The sequence below is a fragment of the Vibrio sp. 10N.222.52.C3 genome (assembly GCF_041474195.1).
GTDB classification, from domain to species: Bacteria; Pseudomonadota; Gammaproteobacteria; order Enterobacterales; family Vibrionaceae; genus Vibrio; species Vibrio crassostreae_C.
The window spans coordinates 1-24,958 of the sequence record NZ_JBFRTQ010000031.1; the positions used below are offsets into that span (position 1 = coordinate 1).

At 43.3% G+C, this 24,958-nt stretch carries 20 protein-coding genes and 2 pseudogenes; 7 read left to right on the forward strand and 15 right to left on the reverse strand.

All coding sequences use genetic code 11. The features are described 5' to 3' along the window. Positions 1-242: 242 nt before the first annotated feature. Positions 243-1,220, forward strand: a complete 978-nt coding sequence (locus AB4517_RS05425; RefSeq protein WP_017064213.1) for a DUF1852 domain-containing protein — start codon at positions 243-245, stop codon at positions 1,218-1,220. Between the two features lie 45 nt (positions 1,221-1,265). Beyond that, positions 1,266-2,294: a methionine synthase gene (locus AB4517_RS05430; protein WP_017062410.1), complete on the forward strand. Its 1,029-nt coding sequence runs from the start codon at positions 1,266-1,268 to the stop codon at positions 2,292-2,294. Between the two features lie 211 nt (positions 2,295-2,505). Here AB4517_RS05430 and AB4517_RS05435 read toward each other — a convergent pair whose 3' ends face one another. From AB4517_RS05435 to AB4517_RS05470, 8 genes are all read right to left on the reverse strand, one after another. Continuing rightward, entirely contained in the window at positions 2,506-2,907 is a 402-nt protein-coding gene (locus tag AB4517_RS05435) for a hypothetical protein (RefSeq protein WP_372148019.1), read from the reverse strand. Then, complete coding sequence (locus AB4517_RS05440) at positions 2,900-3,349, reverse strand: GNAT family N-acetyltransferase (protein WP_372148020.1); 450 nt, start codon at positions 3,347-3,349, stop codon at positions 2,900-2,902. The genes AB4517_RS05435 and AB4517_RS05440 overlap by 8 nt, the downstream gene beginning before the upstream one ends. An 80-nt stretch (positions 3,350-3,429) precedes the next feature. Next, a complete protein-coding gene (locus AB4517_RS05445) occupies positions 3,430-4,008 on the reverse strand; it encodes a DJ-1/PfpI family protein (protein WP_017069666.1) in 579 nt (192 codons plus the stop codon). Between the two features lie 75 nt (positions 4,009-4,083). Beyond that, positions 4,084-4,296, reverse strand: coding sequence for a hypothetical protein (locus AB4517_RS05450; RefSeq protein ID WP_372148021.1), 213 nt, complete (start codon positions 4,294-4,296; stop codon positions 4,084-4,086). A 90-nt stretch (positions 4,297-4,386) separates the two neighbouring features. Further along, positions 4,387-4,827 (reverse strand): hypothetical protein, encoded by a 441-nt coding sequence (locus AB4517_RS05455; protein ID WP_372148022.1) that lies wholly within the window; start codon positions 4,825-4,827, stop codon positions 4,387-4,389. A gap of 406 nt (positions 4,828-5,233) precedes the next feature. Continuing rightward, positions 5,234-5,707, reverse strand: a complete 474-nt coding sequence (locus AB4517_RS05460) for a response regulator (protein ID WP_017063648.1) — start codon at positions 5,705-5,707, stop codon at positions 5,234-5,236. Continuing rightward, the gene (locus AB4517_RS05465) at positions 5,694-7,049 is read right to left on the reverse strand and encodes an ATP-binding protein (protein WP_017069973.1); all 1,356 of its coding nucleotides are present in this window, start codon (positions 7,047-7,049) and stop codon (positions 5,694-5,696) included. The genes AB4517_RS05460 and AB4517_RS05465 overlap by 14 nt, the downstream gene beginning before the upstream one ends. Positions 7,050-7,055: 6 nt before the next feature. Beyond that, entirely contained in the window at positions 7,056-8,474 is a 1,419-nt protein-coding gene (locus AB4517_RS05470) for a DASS family sodium-coupled anion symporter (protein WP_102332139.1), read from the reverse strand. Between the two features lie 484 nt (positions 8,475-8,958). Here AB4517_RS05470 and AB4517_RS05475 point away from each other — a divergent pair, with 484 nt between their 5' ends. Together AB4517_RS05475 and AB4517_RS05480 are read left to right on the forward strand one after the other, a co-directional pair. Further along, a complete protein-coding gene (locus AB4517_RS05475) occupies positions 8,959-11,976 on the forward strand; it encodes an EAL domain-containing protein (RefSeq protein WP_372148023.1) in 3,018 nt (1,005 codons plus the stop codon). Positions 11,977-12,098: 122 nt separating this feature from the next. Beyond that, positions 12,099-12,209 (forward strand): annotated as a pseudogene (locus AB4517_RS05480) (DUF3103 family protein); the annotation flags it as partial. Positions 12,210-12,355: 146 nt separating this feature from the next. On the opposite strand, the gene AB4517_RS05485 reads toward AB4517_RS05480, so the two are convergent. Together AB4517_RS05485 and AB4517_RS05490 are read right to left on the reverse strand one after the other, a co-directional pair. Next, the gene (locus AB4517_RS05485; RefSeq protein ID WP_102394497.1) at positions 12,356-12,673 is read right to left on the reverse strand and encodes a Dabb family protein; all 318 of its coding nucleotides are present in this window, start codon (positions 12,671-12,673) and stop codon (positions 12,356-12,358) included. Between the two features lie 214 nt (positions 12,674-12,887). Further along, complete coding sequence (locus tag AB4517_RS05490) at positions 12,888-13,127, reverse strand: hypothetical protein (protein ID WP_017069969.1); 240 nt, start codon at positions 13,125-13,127, stop codon at positions 12,888-12,890. A gap of 81 nt (positions 13,128-13,208) precedes the next feature. Here AB4517_RS05490 and AB4517_RS05495 point away from each other — a divergent pair. Then, positions 13,209-13,319: pseudogene (locus tag AB4517_RS05495) on the forward strand (LysR family transcriptional regulator); the annotation flags it as partial. 127 nt (positions 13,320-13,446) lie between these two features. On the opposite strand, the gene tnaA reads toward AB4517_RS05495, so the two are convergent. The 3 genes from tnaA to AB4517_RS05510 all read right to left on the reverse strand — a co-directional run bounded on the left by tnaA (position 13,447) and on the right by AB4517_RS05510 (position 18,463). Next, a complete protein-coding gene (gene tnaA, locus AB4517_RS05500; protein ID WP_372148024.1) occupies positions 13,447-14,919 on the reverse strand; it encodes a tryptophanase in 1,473 nt (490 codons plus the stop codon). Between the two features lie 744 nt (positions 14,920-15,663). After that, a complete protein-coding gene (locus AB4517_RS05505) occupies positions 15,664-17,364 on the reverse strand; it encodes a GTPase family protein (RefSeq protein WP_372148025.1) in 1,701 nt (566 codons plus the stop codon). Continuing rightward, positions 17,351-18,463, reverse strand: a complete 1,113-nt coding sequence (locus AB4517_RS05510; RefSeq protein WP_108194399.1) for a YcjF family protein — start codon at positions 18,461-18,463, stop codon at positions 17,351-17,353. The genes AB4517_RS05505 and AB4517_RS05510 overlap by 14 nt, the downstream gene beginning before the upstream one ends. A gap of 240 nt (positions 18,464-18,703) precedes the next feature. Between AB4517_RS05510 and AB4517_RS05515 the strand changes: the two genes are divergently transcribed. Further along, complete coding sequence (locus AB4517_RS05515) at positions 18,704-19,231, forward strand: peptide-methionine (S)-S-oxide reductase (RefSeq protein ID WP_017061459.1); 528 nt, start codon at positions 18,704-18,706, stop codon at positions 19,229-19,231. 173 nt (positions 19,232-19,404) lie between these two features. Here the strand turns inward: AB4517_RS05515 and AB4517_RS05520 are convergent, their stop codons facing one another. Continuing rightward, entirely contained in the window at positions 19,405-21,021 is a 1,617-nt protein-coding gene (locus tag AB4517_RS05520) for a polysaccharide lyase 6 family protein (RefSeq protein WP_372148026.1), read from the reverse strand. Between the two features lie 85 nt (positions 21,022-21,106). Then, positions 21,107-22,879, reverse strand: a complete 1,773-nt coding sequence (locus AB4517_RS05525) for a sodium:solute symporter family transporter (RefSeq protein ID WP_017061461.1) — start codon at positions 22,877-22,879, stop codon at positions 21,107-21,109. Positions 22,880-23,388: 509 nt separating this feature from the next. On the opposite strand from AB4517_RS05525, the gene AB4517_RS05530 reads away from it, so the two are divergent. After that, on the forward strand, positions 23,389-24,000 hold the full coding sequence (locus tag AB4517_RS05530) for a toxin-antitoxin system YwqK family antitoxin (RefSeq protein WP_017061462.1): 612 nt from the start codon (positions 23,389-23,391) through the stop codon (positions 23,998-24,000). Positions 24,001-24,958 lie beyond the last annotated feature (958 nt).

Consider the following 24,958-nt stretch of genomic DNA (forward strand, 5'->3'; position numbering starts at 1 on the left):
ATTCAAACAGAATAGATCATGAATATTCCTCATGTTGAATGTGAAGTAATACCATTGTTAATGGTCAACCTATCAACGTATAAAAACCTTAAGCGATTAACTTTATACGACATTAATTCTACTAAGCATTAATTTCAGACAGCATAGCCTTCGATTCTTAATCCGGTCACAAGCAAAAAATAAAAGCCGTTTTAATACTAAAGACCAAGAGAATCAGAAAAAAATTGGGATACCAAATCAGCATGAATAAAGAATTTAATTTTACGATTAAGAGCATTAGCCTCGACGAAAACTACCAGCCTGCAGACAGCACGCGTATCACTACCAACTTTGCTAACCTGGCTCGCGGTGACAGCCGTCAAGCGAACTTACGCAATGCACTACAAATGATCGATAACAGTTTCAACGCGTTAGCGCACTGGGATAACCCTAAGGGCGACCGCTACTCTGTTGAGCTTGAAATCATTTCTGTTGATATGGATATTGAAAGCAACGGCGAAGCATTCCCTTCAATTGAAGTGCTGAAAACCAATATTGTAGACCGTAAAACTAACGAGCGTATTGAAGGCATTATCGGAAATAACTTCTCTTCTTATGTTCGAGATTATGACTTTAGCGTACGTCTATTGGATCATAATAAAGGCCAAGATAAATTCAGTATTCCAGAAGATTTTGGTGACTTACACGGTAAGCTTTTTAAATATTTCGTTAACTCTGACGCTTACAAAAAGAACTTTAATAAACGACCTGTTATTTGCTTAAGCGTGTCAGATAATAAAACCTATTACCGCACTGAAAACCAACACCCAGTATTAGGTTTTGAATACCAACCGAATGAGTCTTCTTTAACTGAACAATATTTCAAAAAGATGGGCTTACAGGTTCGTTATTTCATGCCGCCTAACAGTGTTGCACCTTTGGCCTTCTATTTCTTTGGTGATCTGCTGAACGATTACTCTAACCTAGAGCTTATCAGCACCATCAGTACCATGGGTACGTTCCAGAAAATCTACCGACCTGAGATTTACAACGCGAACGCGGTTGCGGGTAACTGTTACCAACCAAACTTGAAAAACTTGGATCACTCGCTGACTCAAATCGTGTACGACCGTGAAGAACGAAGCCAGCTAGCTGTTGAACAAGGTAAATTCGCAGAAGAGAAGTTCATTAAGCCATACCAATCAGTTCTAGAGAACTGGTCGGCAAATTACGCACTTTAATCGTCTATTGCGCTCTCAAACCACCCAAGGATAGGCAATATTATTATGAAAACACTATTACCGACTTCAACAGCGGGCAGCTTGCCGAAACCGTCTTGGCTTGCACAACCAGAGACGCTTTGGTCGCCATGGAAACTTCAAGGCGATGAACTCACAGACGGCAAACAAGATGCGCTGCGTGTCTCTCTGCACGAGCAACAGCAAGCAGGCATTGATATTGTGAGTGACGGCGAACAAACACGTCAACACTTTGTAACGACCTTCATTGAACACCTGAATGGCGTTGATTTTGAAAAGCGTGAAACCGTTAAAATCCGCGACCGTTACGATGCGAGTGTACCGACGGTTGTAGGCCCAGTTTCTCGTCAGAAATCTGTGTTTGTTGAGGATGCGAAGTTCTTACGTCAGCAAACCGACCAACCGATAAAATGGGCTCTGCCGGGGCCTATGACCATGATTGATACACTTTACGATGCGCATTACCAAAGCCGTGAAAAACTGGCGTGGGAATTTGCAAAGATCCTCAACGAAGAAGCCAAAGAACTTGAAGCGGCAGGCGTGGATATTATTCAGTTCGATGAACCTGCGTTTAACGTGTTTTTTGATGAAGTGAACAATTGGGGCATCGCTTGTTTGGAAAGAGCCATTGAAGGGCTTAAGTGCGAAACAGCAGTCCATATTTGTTATGGCTACGGCATTAAAGCGAATACGGATTGGAAAAAGACATTAGGCACCGAGTGGCGCCAATACGAAGAAGTCTTCCCTAAGCTGCAGCAATCGAATATCGACATTATCTCTTTAGAGTGTCACAACTCTCATGTACCTCTTGAGCTGCTTGAGCTCGTACGAGGCAAGAAAGTAATGGTCGGTGCGATTGATGTTGCAACCGATTCGATTGAAACACCGGAAGAAGTGGCTAGCACTCTACGTGAAACACTTAAGTACGTTGATGCCGACAAGCTCTACCCTTGCACCAACTGCGGCATGGCTCCCCTGCCTCGCGAGATAGCCTCAGCGAAGCTTAATGCGCTCAGTGCTGGCGCAGAGATCGTTCGTAAAGAGCTTTCAGCGTAACGCTTTCCTAAAGAACAAAAACTATGCCTTTAAGCCTAAGTATCATATTGATGCTTAGGCTTTTTGTTATGTGAGTTAATGAGCTTTACGCGCTGCTTACCAGGTTTTATCTAGGTCTTGAGCATATAAAGAGATCGCTCGTTGGTACTCTTTAATCGCATCGCTATTCGTCGTGGAAACTAAAAGCTCAAGTAACAGCGATGTCGCTTCTTTATGGCGACCTAGTTCGACACGCTAACATACGGCTCCATTCTTCTTTGCTCATTGCGCCTTTAGAAAGGTAAATATTGTGTTTCTGCATTGCACCTTTCGTGTATGAAAGCTTGATGAATGAGCCAATTTCAAACGGAAGAAAGCTACGCTGTAAAGTCACATCACAAGCAACGCCATTTAAACGTACATGACCGTTCGTGATTTCAAACGAGCTATCGCGAAGCTTCCACCACAACATTAGAATTTTTATTAATGGAGGAACACAAATTATCAGCCCTACGGTTAGCAGCGATGAACGATCACCATCTAATATCCAATAGGCAAGACCTAATGCAATAACAATAAACAGCAACACTGAAAATAAGTACTTAACAAAATTTAGTTGGATACGGTTATCCATGACACCCTCTCAATGATGACCCTAAAGGCAGCTCCATTTCAACGAGCCCTTTCACTTCAGACAACTGAGTAAAACCTTTTGATTGATAAAGCTTAATGACGGGGTTCTCACTGAACACGCGCAACACTAACTGAGCCGATGCTTGATTGTTCGCATGTTCAATAGCCAAATCGAGACACTTAGAGCCAAAACCTTGACCTTGACAGTCAGCTAATATCTGCAAGTCCCTAAGAAACGTTGTACCACTAGCGTAACTGAAGCGAACAACACCAATACGGCGATCCCCCACATAAATTTCATAGTTATCCAGCTCATCCCAGCTGCGTAAAAACTGACTATGACCCCAAGCGATGCCACGAGCCTGATAGTAACTCGCCATATTCGTTTTGGTGATCGATTCTGCGAACTTAGGGTCTGAGGCTTTGACTAACCTTACTTCCATACTCTGTCCTCGTTTTTAAATCACACCTGAGTACGGCATTGAGAAATGCCACATATGCTGAATCATTTTAGAAAGGTTAGTTATGTACATTCATGCCAACTGTACTCCATTTGACGCGCTACTTTCGAGGCAAATTGCAGACCGTAATGTACTGATACTAAATGTAAGCTCATATCTATACCTGCAGAAATCCCTCCAGAAGTTGTGAATTTTTCTGATGTCACCCATCGTTTATCACTGATCACATCTAAACCTGGAAACTGCAACGCTAAGTCGGAAATATCTTCCCAATGAGTCGTGACTGCTAATCCCTCAAGTAAACCAGCTTTAGCCAAAAGAAATGCACCAGTACAAACAGACACTACTTGCGAGGCTGAACCTGAAACAGAAGCTAACCACTCGAGTACATTTCGTTTGTTCATTTCGTCAGTGTGCGCACCACCAACGACCATTAATAAATCGATCTTTGGATGATTGTTTAACGAATAGTCAGCCAATACCTTGAAACCGCCACGAGCTATAACTGGTCCCGCATTTTCGGAGATTAAGAATACATTTAGATCTTCAGCACCTAAACGCTTTGCAGTGCTGAAAACTTCAAATGGGCCAGAGAAGTCGAGAACTTCTGCTTGATTATAAATATAGATTCCGATGTTCATTGCACCTCCATGTACAACTTCATTAATAACTAGAATTTACCATAAACATCTTGTTCGGCTAATTCATACAACCCATTAAGGATTCTTAACTTTACCCATTTTAGTCAGGATACCTTTGCCCTTCTCATAAAAAAAAGATAAACCAAAGTAGACTGAAACCCACAAGACAAAATCAAGAGCGGCTAACTTGATATCAAGTGGTTCTGAAAAGATGTTATAGGTGTGCCCAAACTTTGCTTCAATTGATTTAACTAAAATCACTGTAGCGATAAAAATCACAATCCTCATGGTTTTTCCTATCTATATCTTTAAACTAAATCGTACACATGCGTGTGGAAATTGTTTAAGTTATTCCAAGTATATAATGCGTTTACGGCCCTACATGTCATTGGCTTTTTCTATAAACCAAGTGCCTTTACACGGGCCATTGGTTAAATGCCAACGACCATCAAATCTATTGCTACTGCCATGTGCTGAAAATCGATAATCCCACTGGCGATGCTTGGCATATAGACGTAAGTCTCCATTTTCAGAAACCCAACCTTGTAGCGGCGTTCCATTGTAAGTAAGCCTGAGCGTGGCTTTGCCATCATTAATGGTTCCGGTGATGGTTGTGCGTTCACACATATTATTGCCAGTAGTATTAATACGACGACCTAGCCACTCACCGTCGAAATCGGTAGAAGGAACAAATTGGGGACCATCAGGAAGTTTAGGAAACGACTCGGAATTATTGGTCCCGAACCATTGAAGTTCACGGCCAACGAGGAAGAAGACAACAAAGCCAATTGATACTGCGATGACAAATCTCTTTTTCATGAGCCTCTTCCTAATCCACTGACCTTAAGAAAAGAACCCTAACATAATGAAAAGTAATAACTTACTATCAATTTAATTAATTTTGATATATTCCACAAATTGCATTCAAATGTTGAATATAGAGAAAGCGGCATCGTACGAAGTTCTGCTGTATGTTCAGGGAATCGTTCCTGAAGAAAACACAATGCATCCGTTGGCGTTGGCGTAGCGTATGAGTTTTAGACTAAAGCCAGCAACCAGTGTGTTAATAACTGAGTACCAAAACCTGAACGACTAAAAGAGGTAGGTAAAATAAGCAGCGAAAGATTACATCTTTCAAAGAAAAACCCTTCAGAAAGCGTCCTTCGGTGCATAGAATTTCAAGCGACTTACACTAGTGAATAATGTAAGTCGCTAACATAAGAGGCTAACGCAAGCGTCTGAACACAACCTGCTGGTCGAGCTCATTCTGATAGTCCGTGTAATCAAGCCCTTGATCAAATATGTACTCAGTGACAAGAGTACGAATGCACTCAACCAATGTGCTTGCTTGCCAAGGCTTTTCAAAGTAACGGTCGATGCCTGCTGCATTAATCGCATTGATGGTATCAGTATGAGTAGCCTGCCCCGTAAGAAGAATTTTCTTTGTATTCGGAAAGCGACTGTCATGGAACACTTCAGTGAGTAACTCCACACCCGTTTTCCCTGGCATCACATGATCAGACACGATGACGGTAATGTGTTCGCCTTCTGCGTCAAGTTCATCAATGAGATCAAGCACTTCTTGCGCTGATTCACAATCTTCAATATTCAGCCAACTCGCCAGCGGCTCTAAATCTTGTATCACTGCGCTCAGTACTTCTCTCTGGTCATCGACACAGATTAAATTAAGCTTCTCCATGTTCACCCTCTATTGGTAACTTGATTCTAAATACCGTTTTAGAAGCATCACTTTTCACAATAATACTTCCGCCATAACCTGCCACAATCCGCTTAACTACTGATAAACCCAAGCCCAATCCAAACGATAAACCACCTTTTTTAGTGGTGAAGTTGGGCTGAAATACCTTTCTACGAGTCGCCTCGTCTATCTCAGGGCCGTTATTCGCGATCGTAACTAATATCCTTTTCTTACTTAATCTGGTTTGAATCTCTATTGCGGCATCGTCTGAATTCGACATTGCATCACAAGCATTCTTTACAATGTTGACCCAAATCTGAACGAGCTCTGTTTTCGAGCCTTTAAAAGACGGTAAATCCGCAGGGCTCAATCGCACAGACACTCTACGTAACTCACTTTGTAGCAACGATAAGGCATGGTTAATGGAGTCGTTAATATCAACCGCTTCTTCGGTGTCGATATCAACTCTGCCAAGTTGTTTAACCGATTTTACGATGCCGACGGTGTGTCTAGATGCCAAACGCAAATCATGTAAATCACAGCCCATCTGCCAAAAACGAATCGCTTCTTCTGGTTTTTTCAGCCAATGCTTTGAAATAACGTCTGTTGCAGATAAAGCATCAATTGGAATCGCCTTTGCAAGAGAGCGAGCAATGTTTTTGTCTAAACCATATTTTCTTTCAAATTGTCGCCCACGTGTTCGTGCTTCTGACGACGACGTTTTCTGACCATGCATTAACCCAAAATCGAAAAATTGACTGGCTTCTGGATGCACTTCTTCAAGCAGATCCATGATGACCGTTTCAAGTCGACCAGATTTACTATTTACGACACCAATAGCGTTGTTAAGCTCATGAGCAATCCCTGCAGCCAATTGACCCAAGGTCGTCATTTGCTCAGCAGTATGTAACTTCTCTAGCGCTTTTTGTTTCGCTATCGCTTCTTGTGTTGCGCGGCGTTGACGACGCGACAACTCATTGACAATTACAGGTGTGAACTGTGCGGTAAGAGGACCAAATTTACGTTCATCTTCTGCAGGCGTGTCTTTATCGATCCACGCTAACTCAACATCGGTTTTAGCAACAACCGTTGAAGATGCTGTCCAATTACCTGAAAAGAAGCTATGAACGCCTATAAAAGCCCCACTACCCGCGCTAAATACTCGCACTTGCGGTGTATTCGCATCGGTATAAAACCCTTCCAGTTCTCCACTAAACACATAATATAAACGAGTGTTTAACGCTGATTGTTCAATAATGGTGTTACCGGCACAGCACGTCACCCGACGTTCTGTTTGGTTAAAATAGCGCTCGATCAGTGCTTCTAGCTTTTGTTGATACACGTATCGTTATCCTATGTGACCAATTGAATGTAGCACCCACACCATAACAAAACTCAGTAGCACACCAACCACACCCAAAATAATACCGATTCTGGCCATTTGATTACTTTGCACATGACCAGTGGCATGAGCCAACGCATTCGGTGGCGTACTGATTGGCAGCGACATACCTAATGAAGCGGCAAAAGTCACAACCAAAATTAACGTTAGCTCACCGCCTAGTGGCGTGAGTGAAGCCATAGACGAACCTAATGCCGCCATAATTGGCATTAACAAGTTAGCCGTTGCGGTATGAGACATAAAGTTTGCCATTACCAAACACAAGAACGCCGCTCCGAACAACACCACATAGGGTGAGTAGCTATCAAACGGAATACTGTGTACCACGAGCTTTGCTAAGCCAGTTTTATCGAGCGCTAAACCAAGCGCAATACCACCTGATACAAGCCACAATACGTCCCAAGAAATTTTCTTCAGGTCTTCTTTATTGATGATCCCTGTGAGTGAGAACACAGCGACAGGAATCAGAGCGACGGTGTAAGAGTTCATGCCATGGCTTGAACCCATTAACCAAAGAATGATGGTCAGCGCAAAAGTGACGTACACCGCAATGGCTTTAGGCGTTTTAAGGAATTTACCTTTGATGCTTAGCTCGATTTTCTTTTGGTCAGCTTTGTACATAAAGCCTATTAAAAACCACGCTAACGCCATCATAATCACAACAAACGGCACACCAAATGCCATCCATTCACCGAACGTAATGAGGTTATCGCCAACTAAATATTTAAGTGCGATAGCGTTCGGAGGGGTACCGATCGGAGTACCAATGCCACCGATGTTAGCGGCAACCGGGATACAAAGCGCAAACGCTACACGACCGGGGTCTTTCGGACCAAACACAGCCAGTACCGGCGTTAAAATAGAGAGCATCATTGCCGTTGTTGCCGTGTTAGACATAAACATCGAAAAGATACCAGTGATCAACATTAAGCCGAGCATCACAAACTTTGGGTCTTGTCCAAATGGCTTCAACAACACGCGAGCTAAGTTTACGTCTAATCGATATTTAGTGGCGGCCATTGCTAAGAAGAAACCACCCAAAAACAGCATGATGATTGGGCTAGCGAATGTCGCCATGATATCGCTGTATTTTAACAGCTCACCAAAATGTTCTTCCCCATGCTCAAACCTTAAAAAGATCAGCCCTTTATCCGACAACATCAATAATTGCAGAACGATAATAACAACAGACGTCGCGTAAATAGGGATAGGCTCGAACACCCAGCACAATGCCGCTAACAAAAAGATCGCAATAACGCGTTGTTGAATAATCGTAAGGCCTTCAAATGGAAACGCTGATAGCGGCATGACGAGGATAATGAAAGGAATTAAAATAGGGATAATGTATTTAATATAGGGGCGCATAGCACAAAAACTCTTCCTGAGATAACAACTACTTAGAAATTAGATTTACAGTTCTAATTTAGATCCGACAACGAATTATCGAACTCTCGCCACTATCTCACTCTCGGCTAGATCAATGATTATGTGATCACGATATCCCCTTTTTCGATTCTGTGCGCTACCTCTACGTTTGTATGTCATTTATTGTTGCAATTAAATTCAGGAGAGTGGTTTCTGCGTTTCTAGTCATAATCCGTTCCGGTTATTCTAGGTACTGTCAGAACAGATCAGTCGCTTAAGTCATGTCCATAAATTGAGGACCGCTTCTGAGTAACCTCTCAAATATATGAGTTAGACTTACTCGGATTGTGCGTGGTTTTGCATTTCCTTTTGCCGTAAGTTTATTTTCAAGCTCGCTTAGTAGAGCATGGAAGAAATAATAAAAAGATACCTATTCTCCCCCGAAAACAGTTCTACACAACACAACTTTCGACCGGCTAATAACATGACTATTGTTACATCTAAAAAACGTCCTACCTTTGGCATTGTGCTGCCTATGCTCAGTGGCTTCTACATGGGCGAGCTAAATGCAACCCTTAGAAGGCTTGCGAAAAACCATAAAGTCAATCTGATCTTCATCCGCTCGGGTGAGCGAAGAGATTTTAAACTTCCTATATATTTTAATCATCTCGATGCCCTTGTGGTCGTTCTCCATGCAGCGACAGTAAAGTTGATCGAAGAAGCTATAAACGCAAACATTCCAGTCATTTCTATTGGAGCAAGCTATGCGCCGCTGCCCGTTGAGCAGTATTATAGTGTGCAAAGCGATGGTGTCACTAAGCTCTATGAATGGTTACAAAGTCAAGGACACGAAGAAATCGGCTTTTGTGGCGATCTCACTGTTAATGATATCAGGTCTCGCTTCAAAGCGTATCAACGCACGGTGATTGATCATAAAGGCTCATTCAACCAACGCCATTTCTTCCGCGTGTCGAATTGTTCTCTATCTGGGGGACGAGAAGCCGCAATAGAATTTATACAGCGTAAATCCAAATGCACTGCGGTTATCTGCGCAACTGACCACAATGCTGTAGGTATGATGGAGCAACTGTCTCACAGCAATATCTCGGTACCTGACGATGTCGCCATCGTAGGCATTGATAATATTTTCGTCGGTCAACAATTCAATCCCAAGTTAACAACAGTAGACCAACAGCTTGAGCTTCTAGCGACGCAAGTATTTCACCGCGTGTTGGAACGTATTTCTGGGAAGCCTTTTAATAATGCCAATAATAGTGTCCCGCAAAAGCTCATCGTTCATCAGTCTTGCGGTAACACAAACCCAGATCTCGAACATAAAGAAGATATCAACTCAACTCGCCAAATCCTCTTAAATGTGCAAGGGCGTTCTCCCGCTGAGATATTCGAAAATTTCTATTCACAAGCACAAGGAGGTTTTGACTCAATTAGAGATGCTCAAAGCCTTTACGGAAACAATCTTGACTGGGCCTGTCTCGCTGAGTGTAATTCGGAGCAATACACTATTAGGAAATGGGTAGAAAAAGGCATGACTCAGCCAACTACCCTACCGCAACAAACAGATATTCAAGACGATATTCGCAATTTCCCATTTTTCGAACGCTATGATCATTTCGTTGCTTCCATTCTTCCTATCAACTCAGGGCAAGAAGATCACTGGAAGCTCGTCGCTGTTGTTGATTCATTGCAAGATCACCAAGATATCGGTACACAATCGGTATTCAACAATTATTTAGATATGCTCGCACTGTTCATCGAGCGCGACGAGCTTATCAATACAAGTAACAATCGTCAGAAGAACTCCCAACAGTTGTTGCAACAGCTCAAAGTAGTATCTAACAGCTCAAACGATGGTATCTGGGATTGGGACTTACTAACCAATACTCTTGTCTGGAACAGTCGGTTAACCAAAATGATTGGCTGTCAAGATACCTTTTCTGATCGTAAGTTAGGATGTGACCATCTGTTCCAATATATACACTCAGAAGACTTAGAACTTCTCGAGTCCGCCATTCATAACCACTTAAACGAAGAAGTACCGTTCAAATGTGAATTCAGGATGAAGACGCAACATCGCGGATATATCTGGGTTCATGCCAATGGCTCAGCGGTTCATAATGCAGAAGGGCAGGCTGTGCGCTTCATTGGCTCAATGACGGATGTAACTCAAGAGCGAGAAGATGCGGAAAAGATTCAACACATGGCGTATTATGATGCGCTTACTGGCATCGCTAATCGCCGGAAAATAATGGAAAGCATCGCGCAACACATTGTGAATCGACCTAACCAAAAACGCGCGGTCATGTTGATGGATCTTAACCGTTTTAAGATTATCAACGACTCTTTTGGTCATCACGTCGGTGATGCACTTCTTTGCCACGTGACCAAACATATTCAGAACGTGCTATCAAGTGAACACCTTGTCGCACGTTTGGGAGGTGACGAATTCTTGTTTTTGTGTAATGTCAGTTCCGAAGCAGACATCAACGCACTCGCCACGCAGATTTTAAATGCCGTTCAAAACCCATTGATCGTTGATGATATTGAGATTATCAGCCAAGGAAGCCTAGGCATCGCTATGTATCCTTATGATGGCGTAAGTGCCGAAGAATTAATTAAGCAGGCCGACATTGCCATGTATCAAGCTAAAAAGCTGGGAGGACAAAGCTATCTCAACTTTCAAAGGTCAATGGCAAAAGAGACGGAAAACATAATCGAAATAGAGCACCAACTCAGTCGTGCCATCGCTCAACAAGAAATAAAGGTGCACTACCAACCTCAATATTGTGGGCAAGATGAAAAGATTACTGCTGTTGAAGCACTAGCAAGATGGGAATCTCCAACATTGGGGGATGTCCCTCCTGACCAGTTTATCGAGGTTGCTGAATCAGCTGGCCTAATCAGCAAGCTTGGTGAATGTATCATTCATCGAGTTTGTAAGGATGTTGAAGGATCTGAATGGCTACAAACCATGAGCCATATTTCCATTAATATCAGTGCAAAACAGCTGATACAGCCTCACTTCGCTCAAGAAATCATTCGAACTATTCGCCAATACCAGCTTCCTTTGACGTTATTCTGTATTGAGATAACCGAGTCAGCAGCAATTGTCGATTACGAGTTATGCATAAACTCACTTAAAGAACTACACGATGTAGGAATTTCTATCTCTCTTGACGATTTTGGCACGGGATTCTCTTCTCTATCTCTACTAAAGCAACTTCCACTAAGTGAAGTAAAGATCGACCGTTCATTTATCTCTGACATAACTCAAGGGCAGACCAACTTAGACTTCGTCAACACTATGATCATGATGGGTAAAAGCTTGGGCTATCGTGTTGTAGCTGAAGGGGTGGAAACTGCTGATCATAACCAACGCCTAAACGGACTGGGGATAGATCTGCTGCAAGGTTATTACTTCAGTAAACCTCGACCATTAAGTGAACTGGAATCAGAAGTGGCTATCAAATTGACTAGAGCTTAACCGTGGCACAACGGCATTATTTAAAAGTAATGCCATTCTTATTCACGCTTTGCGTTAACTTTACTGCCTATTGGCAGGTTAACGGAATAAAAATGAGCGTAAACAGTAGATGACATAAAGGTCGTTTAGAACCACAGATAGACCTCGTTGAGATGCCTTATCTGGACTACGACAAACAGACGTACTACCCCAATCAGACAGTTATCTTCTGGCCTCGCTACCGCTGGGGCGCAGGCGGGAATGCTGTCGCATCGTTTGCACCAGTCACTATTTCGCCAACAGAGTAAGTCGTTTCTTATTGAGTTAGGGCTTAATCGCTAGGCCCTAACTCTTCATTATCGAAGGTAAGTCAAACACAAGAGACCTACTCAGAACCTAATTACAGGGAGTAATCAAACACAATGATGTCTTCTAAAAGCGGACGAAACACATCTTTCAGCGCATCATGCTCAGGGTGCGGAAGGTAATTCTGACGGCCTTCTTCATCGGCGAACGTCATTAACACCGAGTGGGTATAACCTTGATTCTTGTTTTCAGGGCTGTCATTTAATCCCCATTCTATTGAAGTGACCCCTTCAACCTTGTTTGGCATCGCTTCAAACAACATCTTTAGTTTTTGAACCTCTGAAGCCTCAGCGTTTTCTTTAAACTTAATCAGTAGAATATGACGAATCATTCCCGTTTCTTTTTGAGTCATTCCTTGTCCTTTCGAGTCGTTCGCTTACTGGTTTGTAATGCTTAACCAACACCTAATAGCGATCTAAATTAGAGAACAACAAAATGCCACACGTTACACAACATGCCAAGGCTAGATCGCTAGAGTTTATAAAATACTCCACAACCCAATAACGAAAAATGCTGCACCCGAGGGCGCAGCATTTCTCATGACAATGGTAAGCACATCTTTAACGTTAATCACGACGACCTGTAAGCTGGATCGTTTGGTCTTGATCAACGTTCTTTTGGAATTTTATTCCGCCATTAGCGGCGTCATTTCTTCCTTCAAGCACTGGATCAGATTCAACACGCTCAGCCTTTACTTGATTGCCTTCGCTTCTCATCATATCGAGAGTACTCGCATAAGTACCGTCAGCCGCGAAAGCCGTGTTCATAGACAAAGCCATCAATCCAAGTGCGATTAACTTGTTCATACATCACCTCGTTGTATTTCTAATTCTTTGTTCGTTTGGTATCTGTGTTTTTGTTGGAGTAACTTTAACAATCGAACATGAACCATAGATGTGAGCTATGTGATGAGCTGCCGCCGCTCGCAAAAAGACGCACCTTTGAATCAGTGGTTATTCCAAATGTTGAAGTCTACCCTGAAAAACAAACAAGCGTAGTTCAGCTTTTAACGGGTTAACTACTTAAAGGCTTAACTGCCTAACTCCCCTACCATCCAAAAAAAGAAAAGGCTCCTGTGGGAGCCTTTGATTAAGGTTCTAGTGACTATTCGCTTATTTTTTTATTTTAAAATGCTTCTTCGAGCGTTTGTTCGTTCTTTTTTTCTGTTTGTTTCTCGCTGGTCTCTACCTCTTTCAAGCGCGCGGTGAAGTGTCTTAATACCGGTGGCTCGTAGGTAAAATCGAGCCCTTTCACTTGTCCTGCATTCTCTTTCACTTTTTCGAATGCTTCGATGATGAAGTCCATGTGAGTTTGTGTGTAGGTCGCGCGAGGAATGGTAAGGCGCAATAACTCTGCAGGGCATGGATGTTGCTCGCCCGTGGCAGGGTCGCGACCTTGCAGCAATGAGCCAATCTCAACCGCTCTGATACCCGCGACTTTATAGAGTTCACACGCCAAAGCATGTGCTGGGAACTGACCTGCTGGAATATGAGGAAGCAGTTTACCCGCATCCACAAACGCAGCGTGACCACCTGCTTGCTGGCACACGATACCCATCGCTTCTAAGCCATCAACTAAGTATTGAACCTGACCAATACGGTACTCTAACCAATCTTGGCGCATGCCGTCATAAAGGCCAACCGCCAAACGCTCCATCGCGCCGCCTTCTAAGCCACCATAGGTTGGGAAGCCCTCTTGCACGACACACAAGGTTCGACACTCTGTGTACACATCCATGAAAGCGTCGTCTTTAAAGCACAACAAGCCGCCCATTTGTACCATGGCATCTTTCTTGGCAGACATGGCTAAGCCATCCGCGTATTTGTAAGACTCACGAGTGATCTGTTCGATTGTCCAATCTTGATAACCCGCTTCTCGTTGTTGAATGAAGTAGGCATTTTCAGCGTAGCGTGCAGAATCCATGATCACAGGGATGTCGTACTTCTGAGCAACTTGATACACGGCTTTTAGATTGGCGATAGACACTGGCTGCCCACCAGCAGAGTTACAAGTAATGGTGCTCACAATGTAGGGAACATTGGCTGCGCCCGCTTCTAAGATCGCTTCTTCCAGCTTCACCACATCGAAGTTGCCTTTGAAGTCCGCATTCACTGAGGTATCGAACGCTTCTTTGGTATAAACGTTCTTCGCCACACAGCAATTCACTTGTGTGTGGCCTTGCGTGGTATCGAAGAAGTAGTTCGACAAGGCGACCATTTTGCTGCGATCGAGTCCCTTTTCCATTTCACGCTTCTTGATAAGAACAGGAATGTAGATCTGCTCTGCGCCGCGCCCTTGGTGTGTTGGAATCGTCAACTCGTAACCGAAGATATCCTTAACCGCATTCGACAATGCATAGTAACTGCGACTACCACTGTACGCTTCATCACCCATTAGCATCGCGGCTTGCATACGTTGGGTGATAGAACCTGTACCACTGTCTGTCAGTAAGTCGATAAACACATCATCACTATCCAGTAAGAATGGGTTCATGCCCGCTTCAACAATGGCTTGCTCACGATATGCAGAGGTTGTTCTTTTTACTGGCTCTACAACACGAATACGAAACGGTTCTGGTAGATGTTTGAAGTTTTCCATAATAATACCTTTCAATACATTCCGATCAGGTCGAAATCTATTTTCTTTAGATGTCACGAATCCTCACCATTAATTTAATAGATCCGCATAAAGATAGACGGAAATTAACAATGAAAATAAACAAGTTAAATAATGAGTTATTAATCGAACCTAAACAGAGGCTGAGATAATTAGCGAGAACGACAAAACAACGAATATTCTGCACGAAATAATAAGTGCGACATTCATGCGTTCAAAGGTTATCAAAGCTGCTGATAGGTAAACAAAGCGCGCTGCTTTGCTGGCGTGTGACGCCTAGAGGGTACTACTCTGAAGAAAGGCGGAACGAGAGCTGGTGATCTAAGGTATACCAAGCTAACAAGGTTAGCCATGTTGTTGATTGCCATTTCAGATACATGTTCACAATATATCCCTACGTTGAAATCAAGATGATCCGAAATTTAAATATAGTGTAATTGTTTTATAAATACAGCTTAGAAAAGTATAAATGTGATCAACATTTAGAATGATGATTAAATACGATAGCATGTTATATAAACTCTGAATCACAGTCGTTTATATACTATTAAACTAGTTCAGCGAGTTACTTAATAATATCAAATCTCTTTTAAACTCAATGCTTCCTCGAATAAGGGGCGAAGATGGCTGTTTTCTAAAAAGCTATCTTCTAGGAATCTACTGAGCTAAAAAGATAAGCTCCGATGAGGCTCAAACCTCACCAGAACCGTATTCGCAGTGAATAACTTACTTCTTCTTCACGACTTGCTTGATGGCCATTTCAGCCAGTTTTGGCGTCGCTGCTTTCAATGCACTGGGGGCAACCTTCTTACCCGCCTTGACCGCTTTATTCAGTTGGCCTTTAACCGACGTCCCTCTTTTCATGGCTTCTAAACGTTGGCGATTTCTCTGAACGTTATTTGCGTCAGCGATACGCTCGATCAACGTCTGCCTTAAAGTATCTAAACCAAACTGTACCTTTTCTGGCGCAATCGCCAGCGGTAACACGATATCGGTTTGCAGCAATATATGATTGTATTCGAGCGCTTGAGCAATGATCTTCGCTTTGGTCGATGTTGGATTCTCTAAGTCATACGGCGGTTGCCAATCGTCTACAGGCTTTAATCTGTCTACCTGATTCACAACCGACACCACAATCGGCTTCTTGCGTGAGATGTTCTTAGGATCGTCATAGAAAGCATCAAATCTATCTTTCAATTGCTTATCCAAATCACGCGCAGATTGATTAGCTTTAAGCACCCATAGCACCACATCGGCTTGGGTCATCTCTTTCAGCATTAAGGCTTCGGTTTTAGGATTGCCATCAAGCCCCTGAAGATCAACCACGCGAACATCATTGTCGTCGACAAACGCGTTGTAAACCGTTGAAGTATCGGTTGATGGCAGTACATCCACTTCTGCAACCAACTCTTGCTTGAGTGCATTGATAAGTGAAGATTTACCCGAACTGGTTTGTCCCACCAGCACGATTCGCACAGGCTCTAGCTCTGGAGCAAAGCGTTGTTCGTCGAGTTCAGAAACATCAGACACTTTAAGTGCCTCATCTTCAATGCTGAAACGTCCGCTGTAGAGGTCAATCGCCACCGCAGCCACTTCATCTAACAAGGCTTGTTTGGCGGCGTATTGCATGTCATCAACCACACCCCTTGTCATCGTTGCTGTCGCTTGTTCTCGTCCTAAATCAGAAATCACCTTGAGTGGATTCAAATACAAGTTTTTAAGGTGGTTACCCCAAATAGCCGCTTTGAAGATCTTCTGTCCTAGCTCACCGTATTTATCGTAGGCTTCGTAGCCCGCTTTGATGTAAGAAACCTTGAGATACTCAATGCCGGGGATATGCTCTCGCACTACCAATTTGTAGCGTCGGCTTACCTCTTCGAACAGCTTTAGCCCTTCAGGAATCGAAAAATCGAGTGATTTCTTATCAAACTTTTTCGCAACAAATTCAAGTACCTCTAAACCGGTTTGGTCTAGGTTGCCCCACTCTATGTCGACCATTAATTGTTGGCGTACATGGTGTTTTGAATCATTCCAGATCGACAGTTCTTTTTGAGACCAATCAGTCGAAGCCTTAACCAATGCATCCTTGATATCAGCTTTGTTATGTTGTGATTCAGATTCAGAAGCATCTTCGCCAAGGCCGTCGCTCTCTTTATTTGAGAAGGGCTCCGTACTTGAAGATCGGCGTGAAGAGCGGCTTGAAGAATCGCGAGAAGAACGGCTAGAAATAAACAAAGGAATGGTGAATACCAAGGTACTCACGGCAATGGCAATCGACATTTCGAGTAGGTAACCGTATTTGATCGCCAAGAAGACACCAAAACCCATCATGATAATGCTAGGGAAGATGGCAGAAATCAGGGCAATACCCCAGCGGCCGCTCGATAGCACCGCCAGTAATCGAAATAGGTTTCTAATTTTCTTCATAGCCCGACGCCGCCTTACCTTTTTTCAGGGATTCTTTGTAGATTTTTTGCATCTCTTGTTCAGAGACTTCTTCGCCTTTGTTCTTATGATAGAAGTAAAAACAAGCCGCGCGACCTAAACCATAAGAGGTGCCGAAACTCATTGCCGCTGCAGCCACCGCACCTACCGTTTGACCATAAACTGGAATCAGCTTTATCAACTGTCGAGTGCCCAGTTTCATTCCGTATTGCAAAGCAAAGCTGCTTCCGAGAGTGCCTATCAACTCACTGAAGACTCGCTTGTTCCACTCGACCCCATATTGATTGGCCAAGCTGTGAAGCATTTTGGCTTGAATCGCAGGTACCGATACCAAACCAACCCCCGGAATCAGGTCACTCGCCGCGGCACTTCCCGCATACCAAAGCACTTCGTTTTCTACTTGATCAAAGTTGGCTTCTTCTTGCGTGGAATGCTCTTTGTCTTGCACCATCATTCCGATCACCGGAAGAATACTGGTCAGCTTTTCTAACAAGATGTCATAGTTGTAAATTGAACCACTGTTATTGCTCGAGTCATCCGTTTCGAAATCGACCGCTACCGATTCAAACTCTTTACCCCAAGCCTTCTCTACTTGGTTGGTGTTGAACTGAACCTGCCTTGCTCGATCTGGTTCACTGGAAGACAACACTGCAGTATGAACAAGCAGCAAGTGCTTAATTTTCTTCTGTTTCTTAATCTGTTTTAGAGCCGCAAGCACTGAGGATTGTTCAGGTTCGTCGGCTTTCATTACAACGACTAACGCATTACCTGCCTGACCAATCTCTTCCAGATCCTCTTTAGCATCATAATTCGCTTCGCTTAGTCCTCTGGTATCGAGAAAGCGCATCACCGGTTTGTCTTGTGGGAATTCGTAAGACATCGCCGTCATGGTACAAGGCGCAAAACCATTGCCCACTTCTACAGAAGAGTCACCAGTCACCGCTTGAATAAACGATGACTTGCCCGCCCCCGTTTTACCCAACAACCATAAAGTCGGAAGATGCTTACGCTGGTATTCATGGGCCTGAGTAAGATCTGGGTTCTTGCTCGGATTGATGAAGTCTTTTATTTGATCAAACATGTTTAGAGTAACGCTCACTTGATGTTGAGATTCGAGTTGATGACAAAGCAATACTGACTTATATAATCACAAATCATATTAAACTTATGTTTGTTCAGTCGCACAGGTTTACAATACCTAAACGCTTGTTTTTATTTGCGCGCTCATTCTTTATAAGCGCTTTTTTATACGTGCGGGTATCATCGTATTGATTCACCCATCGAACGAACATCAACAAACACAGAGAAGTAAAAGGTAAGTATGGAACAAATTTATTTAGCTGGCGGTTGCTTATGGGGCGTACAGGAATTTATTAAGTACGTTCCTGGTGTTATCAGCACAGAAGCAGGCCGTGCCAATGGAAGCGCCCAGCTAACAGAAAACGGGGCGACGCAATGCGATAGCACGCAATGCAATGGCACACAAAGCGATTACGATGGCTATGCAGAATGCGTACAAATTGAATTTGATCCAAGCGTCACGTCTGTAATGATTTTGATGAAACACTTGTTTGAGATTATCGACCCTTACAGCGTCAATAAACAAGGTGTCGATGTGGGAGAGAAGTACCGCACAGGCGTATACAGCACTAATGCAGAACACTTAACCGAAGCTGAGCACTATATTGCTTCAAGAGATGACGCCGACCGTATCGCTGTTGAGGTGTTGCCGTTAACTCACTATGTCGCGAGTGATGATATCCACCAGCATCACCTAAGCCACTTCCCTGAAGATCACCACTTATGTCATATCCCTTGGGATCTGCTACATAAGTATAAATCACAGTAGTCACGACGTAAGATTGAGATGGTCACGACCTAAGATCGATAAAGCCTCAACAGATATTACCCGTTGAGGCTTTGGCTTTATCGGTGCTAATGGCCAAGACAGCTATCGTGAATTGGTTTGATAGCTCAAACCATTAAGCATTAGCCATTAGCAATTAAGTAATAACCAATAAATTACTTAGTCGTATTCTCAAGCACGTAGTCTGGACCCGCTGTTTCAGCCGTCACGACCGCAAGTTTAGACACGTCTGCGCCTTCACCTTGATAAGCGTTCATGCCGTTTTCTACAACAACTTTTGGTAGCTCAACCGAGTAGCCTTCGATCAGTTCAGAATCCGTCACTTGACCCACGTAAGTTTCGTCTGTATAAGTTGCGCCAACTAATGGGAAGTCTTGCGTTGCACGTACACTTACAAACTCAGGTGACTGCGAGTTATCAACCACGTTGTGTTTAAACACCACATCAACGCCCGCATAAATGCCTTCCACTTCTGCGTTGTCAAACAAACTTACACGGTGGCTTTGGTTGCCGTAAACAATGCCCCACTCAGTATCGACTAGAGAGTTGTTCTCAATGGTGATGTTTTTCGGTGTCCACTGCTTGTTAAGCTCTTTGCCTTTCACCGTTTGATCTAGCTGCTCACCATTCGCTACGTCGATGATGCCTGTGTTAATAACAATGCCGCCACGTAGGTCAGCGTTGCCTTCAATCAAGCCATCGCGGCCTCGAGTGTTTGCAATGTAGTTGTTACGAATCACATGATCTTCATCGTAGATACGGACGCCGCCCGTTAGGCGCTTTCCATTGCCAAGAATCATGTTGTTCTCAACTGTGTTGCCTTTTCCGTGACGCAGTGAAATAAGCGCGGTGCTTTGGAAAATAGTATTACCTGAGATCGTGTTGTCGCCCGACTTAATCGAGATAAGCTCACGCTCACCATCCATATCGATCATTAGGTTGTTCACGAACTTAGAACTTGAATCCCACTGTGAAGCTTTAGAATCACCAATACGGATCGCTTCCCAGCTGTTGCCGTTGTAACGAATCGCTTCTTTGATGTCGAATTCGTTGAACTGGTTAGGCTTTTGATCCATGAAGATGTTATTTGCGATCAGGTGGTTGTCAGCTGTGTCATCTTTTTGTACACCAATCAAAGTGCCGCGTTTTTGCTTACCTTCGAAACGGTTGTTGATGACTTTGCCGTCTTTACCCCATAGAGAAACCCAAAGGTACTTTGGATACTCAGAACGACGCTCGTCTGGCTCGTACGTGTAATCGTGGTTGAAGTAGTAGAATGTTGAGTTTTGAAGCGTATTGCCATTACCCATCATACGAACTGCGCCAAAGCGTTCGTTAGGACCGCCCTCAGTAAATACCAAGCCATCAAGCGTGATGTCATCGCCTTTCAGTTCAAACTGAATCAAACCAGTGATCCACGCAGAACCTGCTTGCTCGGCCTTGATAGTGATGTCATTCGCCGTGATCGTCACTTGACCTAAGTTCGCGTATTTACCGGCAGGGATCACCAGTTCGTCGCCATCTTTTAGGTTTTCAAATTGTGCTTTAAGCGCAGCCACTTGCTCTTCCGAAGCAACGGCTAAAGTGTCGCCATCTACCTCTGTTAAGCGGTCACTGCTCAATAGGTAACTACGGTCAATTTCGCTAACAGCAGGCGTAGCTTGTTCAGCGACACTGACTACGGGTGCTGTTTTTTCTTGTGTTGTACAGCCTGTTGCAAAAGCGAGTGTGAACGCGCTAATAATGCTTACCGATAATAGTTTTTTGTTCATCGTACATCTCACATTAAAGTTTGGATTATAAAAATGACGACCACCCGTTCAGGTGGCCGTGATGTTATTTAGGATGCGTATTAAATTAGCCTTCGGCTGGAGTCACTTCGTCTTGTTGCTCGACTTTGTCATCGACTGCTTTAACAAGTAACAGACCAACAGAGAACACAATCAAGCCACACAGAACGAATACCATGCGTCCCCACATTGGGTTTGGCAGTACGAACATAGTCATTACGCCCACACCCGCTACCGCGATAAGTGAACCCAACATACGACGTTGCTTGTTATCCAGCTTCTTCTGTTCATTACTTTCAGCAACTAGTGGCGTCGCTAGGTTGTTGAAGAACTTGTCTACGTCTTTCTCACGGTGCTCAGCAAGAGGCTTGTAGAACAGTGTTGAAAGAACAAAGAAGCCAGCAGTAAATATGATGTGACCGATAAGGCCGATAGCCACTTTCAGGTCAGCCCACTCACGGCCAGTTAGTTCATTTAGACCGAACCAGTTTTGAATCATGTCCGCAGTGATAACGAAACCAACGAAGTAAGAAACCACACCACCTACAACTAGCGTGCCCCAACCTGCCCAATCCGGTGTTTTACGGATGAAGAAGCCACAGAATGCTGGAATTGTCATTGGGAAGCCGATCAATGCGCCCACGTACATCATGGTGTCGAAAAGGCTCAGACCTTTAAGAGAGTTGATGAACAGAGCAACCAAGATGATCGCGATACCGAAGAAGGTAGACGTTAGTTTAGAAACAACCATTAGCTCTTTCTCTGTCGCTTTAGGACGAAGAATCGGCTCGTAGAAGTTCTTAACGAAGATACCTGAGTTACGGTTTAGACCTGAGTCCATTGAAGACATTGTTGCTGCGAACATAGCGGCAATCAGAAGGCCAACCATACCTGCAGGCATGTATTCTTGAACAAAGTAAAGGTAAGCGAAGTCAGCGGCTTTGCTGCCAGCTTCTGGGTAAGCTGCTGCTAAATCAACACCTTGACCTGCCATGAACCAAGAAGGCATGAACCAGATGATTGGACCAAGCGTCATTAGTACACAAGCAAGTAGAGCTGCTTTACGTGCGTTATTTGAATCTTTCGCAGCAAGGTAGCGGTAAGAGTTAAGCATGTTGTTGGTGATGCTGAACTGCTTTAAGAAGATGAACACAGCCCAGATGCTGAAGATGCTCATGTAGTTCAGGTTATCACCCGTAATGAATGAATCTGTTGGGAAGTCGTTAACGATCTGCGTAACGCCACCACCGTGGTAAATCGCAACCACAGCACACGTCACCGTTACCGCCATGATGATAACCATCTGCATAAAGTCAGATGCGATTACCGCCCAAGAGCCGCCTGTTACTGACATTACTAGTACAACCAGACCCGTTAGGACAATCGTCGTTGTCATATCAAAGCCGAAGATACCCGATGCGATGATTGCTAGACCATTCAACCAAATACCTGCAGAGATAACGCTGTTTGGCATACCAGACCAAGTAAATACTTGCTCATTCACCTTACCAAAACGCATACGAATCGCTTCAATTACCGTCACAACACGCAGTTGACGGAACTTCGGAGCGAAGTAAAGGTAGTTCATTAGGTAACCGAATGCGTTCGCGATGAAGATAATCGCTACGGCAAAGCCATCGGTAAAGGCTTTACCTGCTGCACCAGTAAATGTCCAAGCACTGAACTGGGTCATAAATGCGGTTGCACCTACCATCCACCACAGCATATTACCTCCCCCACGGAAGTAATCACTTGTCGTACTTGTAAACGTTCGAAACATCCACCCTATCGCAATTAAGAATAGGAAGTAGATGCCAACTATCAGGGTATTGAGTTCCATCGTTAGACCTTTTATTTATGTTTTTTTGTTGAGGTCATTATAAATAAATGGCAAGTATATTTGTACTACAATAATCCAAATGCGTGACAATGATCTTACAGTCTGACACTCAATTAATCATACAAGTGATCGAGTTCAAAGTTGCACCACCTAGGAGCGCAATTCCTCAAGTCAGTGCAGTTATCCGCACTAAATTTCGACCAAAACCCCGAAAAACATGAACAAAGTCTCTAAAAATCGAAGATTCATCGTTAAAAACTATTATTCTTGACGATCAAAGCTTAAAGAAGAGCAGCAAAAATATCGTTAGATATAATTTATAAAAATAAATTAAACCAACTCATTTGTAGTACAAATAGAATTGGAAATTTTCTTTTAAAAGTTCCCTATATTAGGCAGCCAATAATGAAAACTTGAAAACCACTATTAGATACTGACAGGGATACACGGAAGTGAAATGCTTTTAACACACCCGTTACACTTTCCCCGTCCAATAAAAAGGTGTCATTATGAAGAAATACGTTCCAATCTTAATTGCTCTTAGTACGGTATCTTCTATGAGCTATGCAGCAACACCGCGTGAAGATGCTGTTGACTACTTACAGATGCGTAAAGGCGTGGCTTACCAAGTAAACCATTCAAAACCTTTCACTGGTCAATTTGAAGAGAAGTTCGATAACGGCCAAGTCGCGACCCAAGCTCAGTTTGCCGATGGCTTAGAACTTGGGCTAGAAACTAACTGGTATCCGAATGGCCAAGTCGCTTCTAAAGTGAATTACGTAAAAGGTGAACTGCAAGGCAAAGCTGAAACCTGGTATCCAAACGGACAGAAAAAAGCAGAACTCAATTATAAAGACAATGAACTATCAGGCACCGCCTCTCGCTGGTATCCCAATGGGGAACAAAGCCTGACAGCTGAATACAGCGACGGACAAAAAGATGGATTGGTAACGGACTACTACCCGAACGGTAATAAGGCCAGCCAAGCGAAGTTTGATGAAGGTGAAGTCGCGAACGGAAAACTTACTCGCTGGAATACTAACGGTGACAAAGTTGAAGAACTGACCTTTAAAGATCACAAAGTCACCTCTAAACAGGTGTGGATGCCTACAGAAAGCTAAGCCTCAAGAACAGCTCTCACGGAGCTCTTTGATATAACTAAACGCCTGCTGTTAAAGTTTGCAGCTACACGTCTGCAACTAAGAGACAAGAGAAGAGAAGAGAAGGGAAACGAACATTCATGTGATTAAGCGTGAATGTTCGTGGCTTTGATGCTGTAACAGACTCACTTGAGCGTGTTGTCATCAACCTAAAAGCCTATTCTTAAGCCGCGGTTTACACGCTTATTGAGCCGCACACGACTCTCTACTCAAATTTCAAATAAAAAAACGCTCATGTTGCCTGTATCAACATGAGCGCAAAGGTAGATCTTCACTACCATCTCCTACCTTTCTAAAGGAAAGCAGAAGTTATAATTAGAATAGTTGGGAGCAATAATCAAAATGCTCTTACAAGCACTTCAACGATTTCTTCTTTTTCATCAGTTTAGAGCGACTATATCCAATCGTTCTAACTCCGATCTCTATAGCAGGCTGTGTAACTGCCTTGCCTACTACACTTCAAACCTTTTTTGATTGAGGCTTTTTATCCCCTCACGGCAAATACATCGTACTTTTAGGTAAGTTAACTTTTAGACTATCTTCGCTTTTAAACTATCTTCGTTTTTAAACAAAGCCTTAGCCTTAAAACCATCATCCCAATGCAGCTATGAACCATAAGTTCATCCATTCACGTCGGTAGTCACTTAAAACTAACCGACAGAATCACTACCTAAAACCATACAGATGCATGTGCACCTGTTTAACGTACTGACGATATGAGTTGCCACATAAAGTTAGTAAATAATAATGTATTACAAATAAAAATGACAACTAAAGATTCAATTTTTTGCTGTAGCGCACATTTATTGATAGACAAAACTCAGAAAATCAACATAACCTGAAAAATAACCATTAAAAAACAAAGGCTTAATTCAAACCCTAACTTTGTAACCCTTTGTAAATAGTGGTTTTATCATGA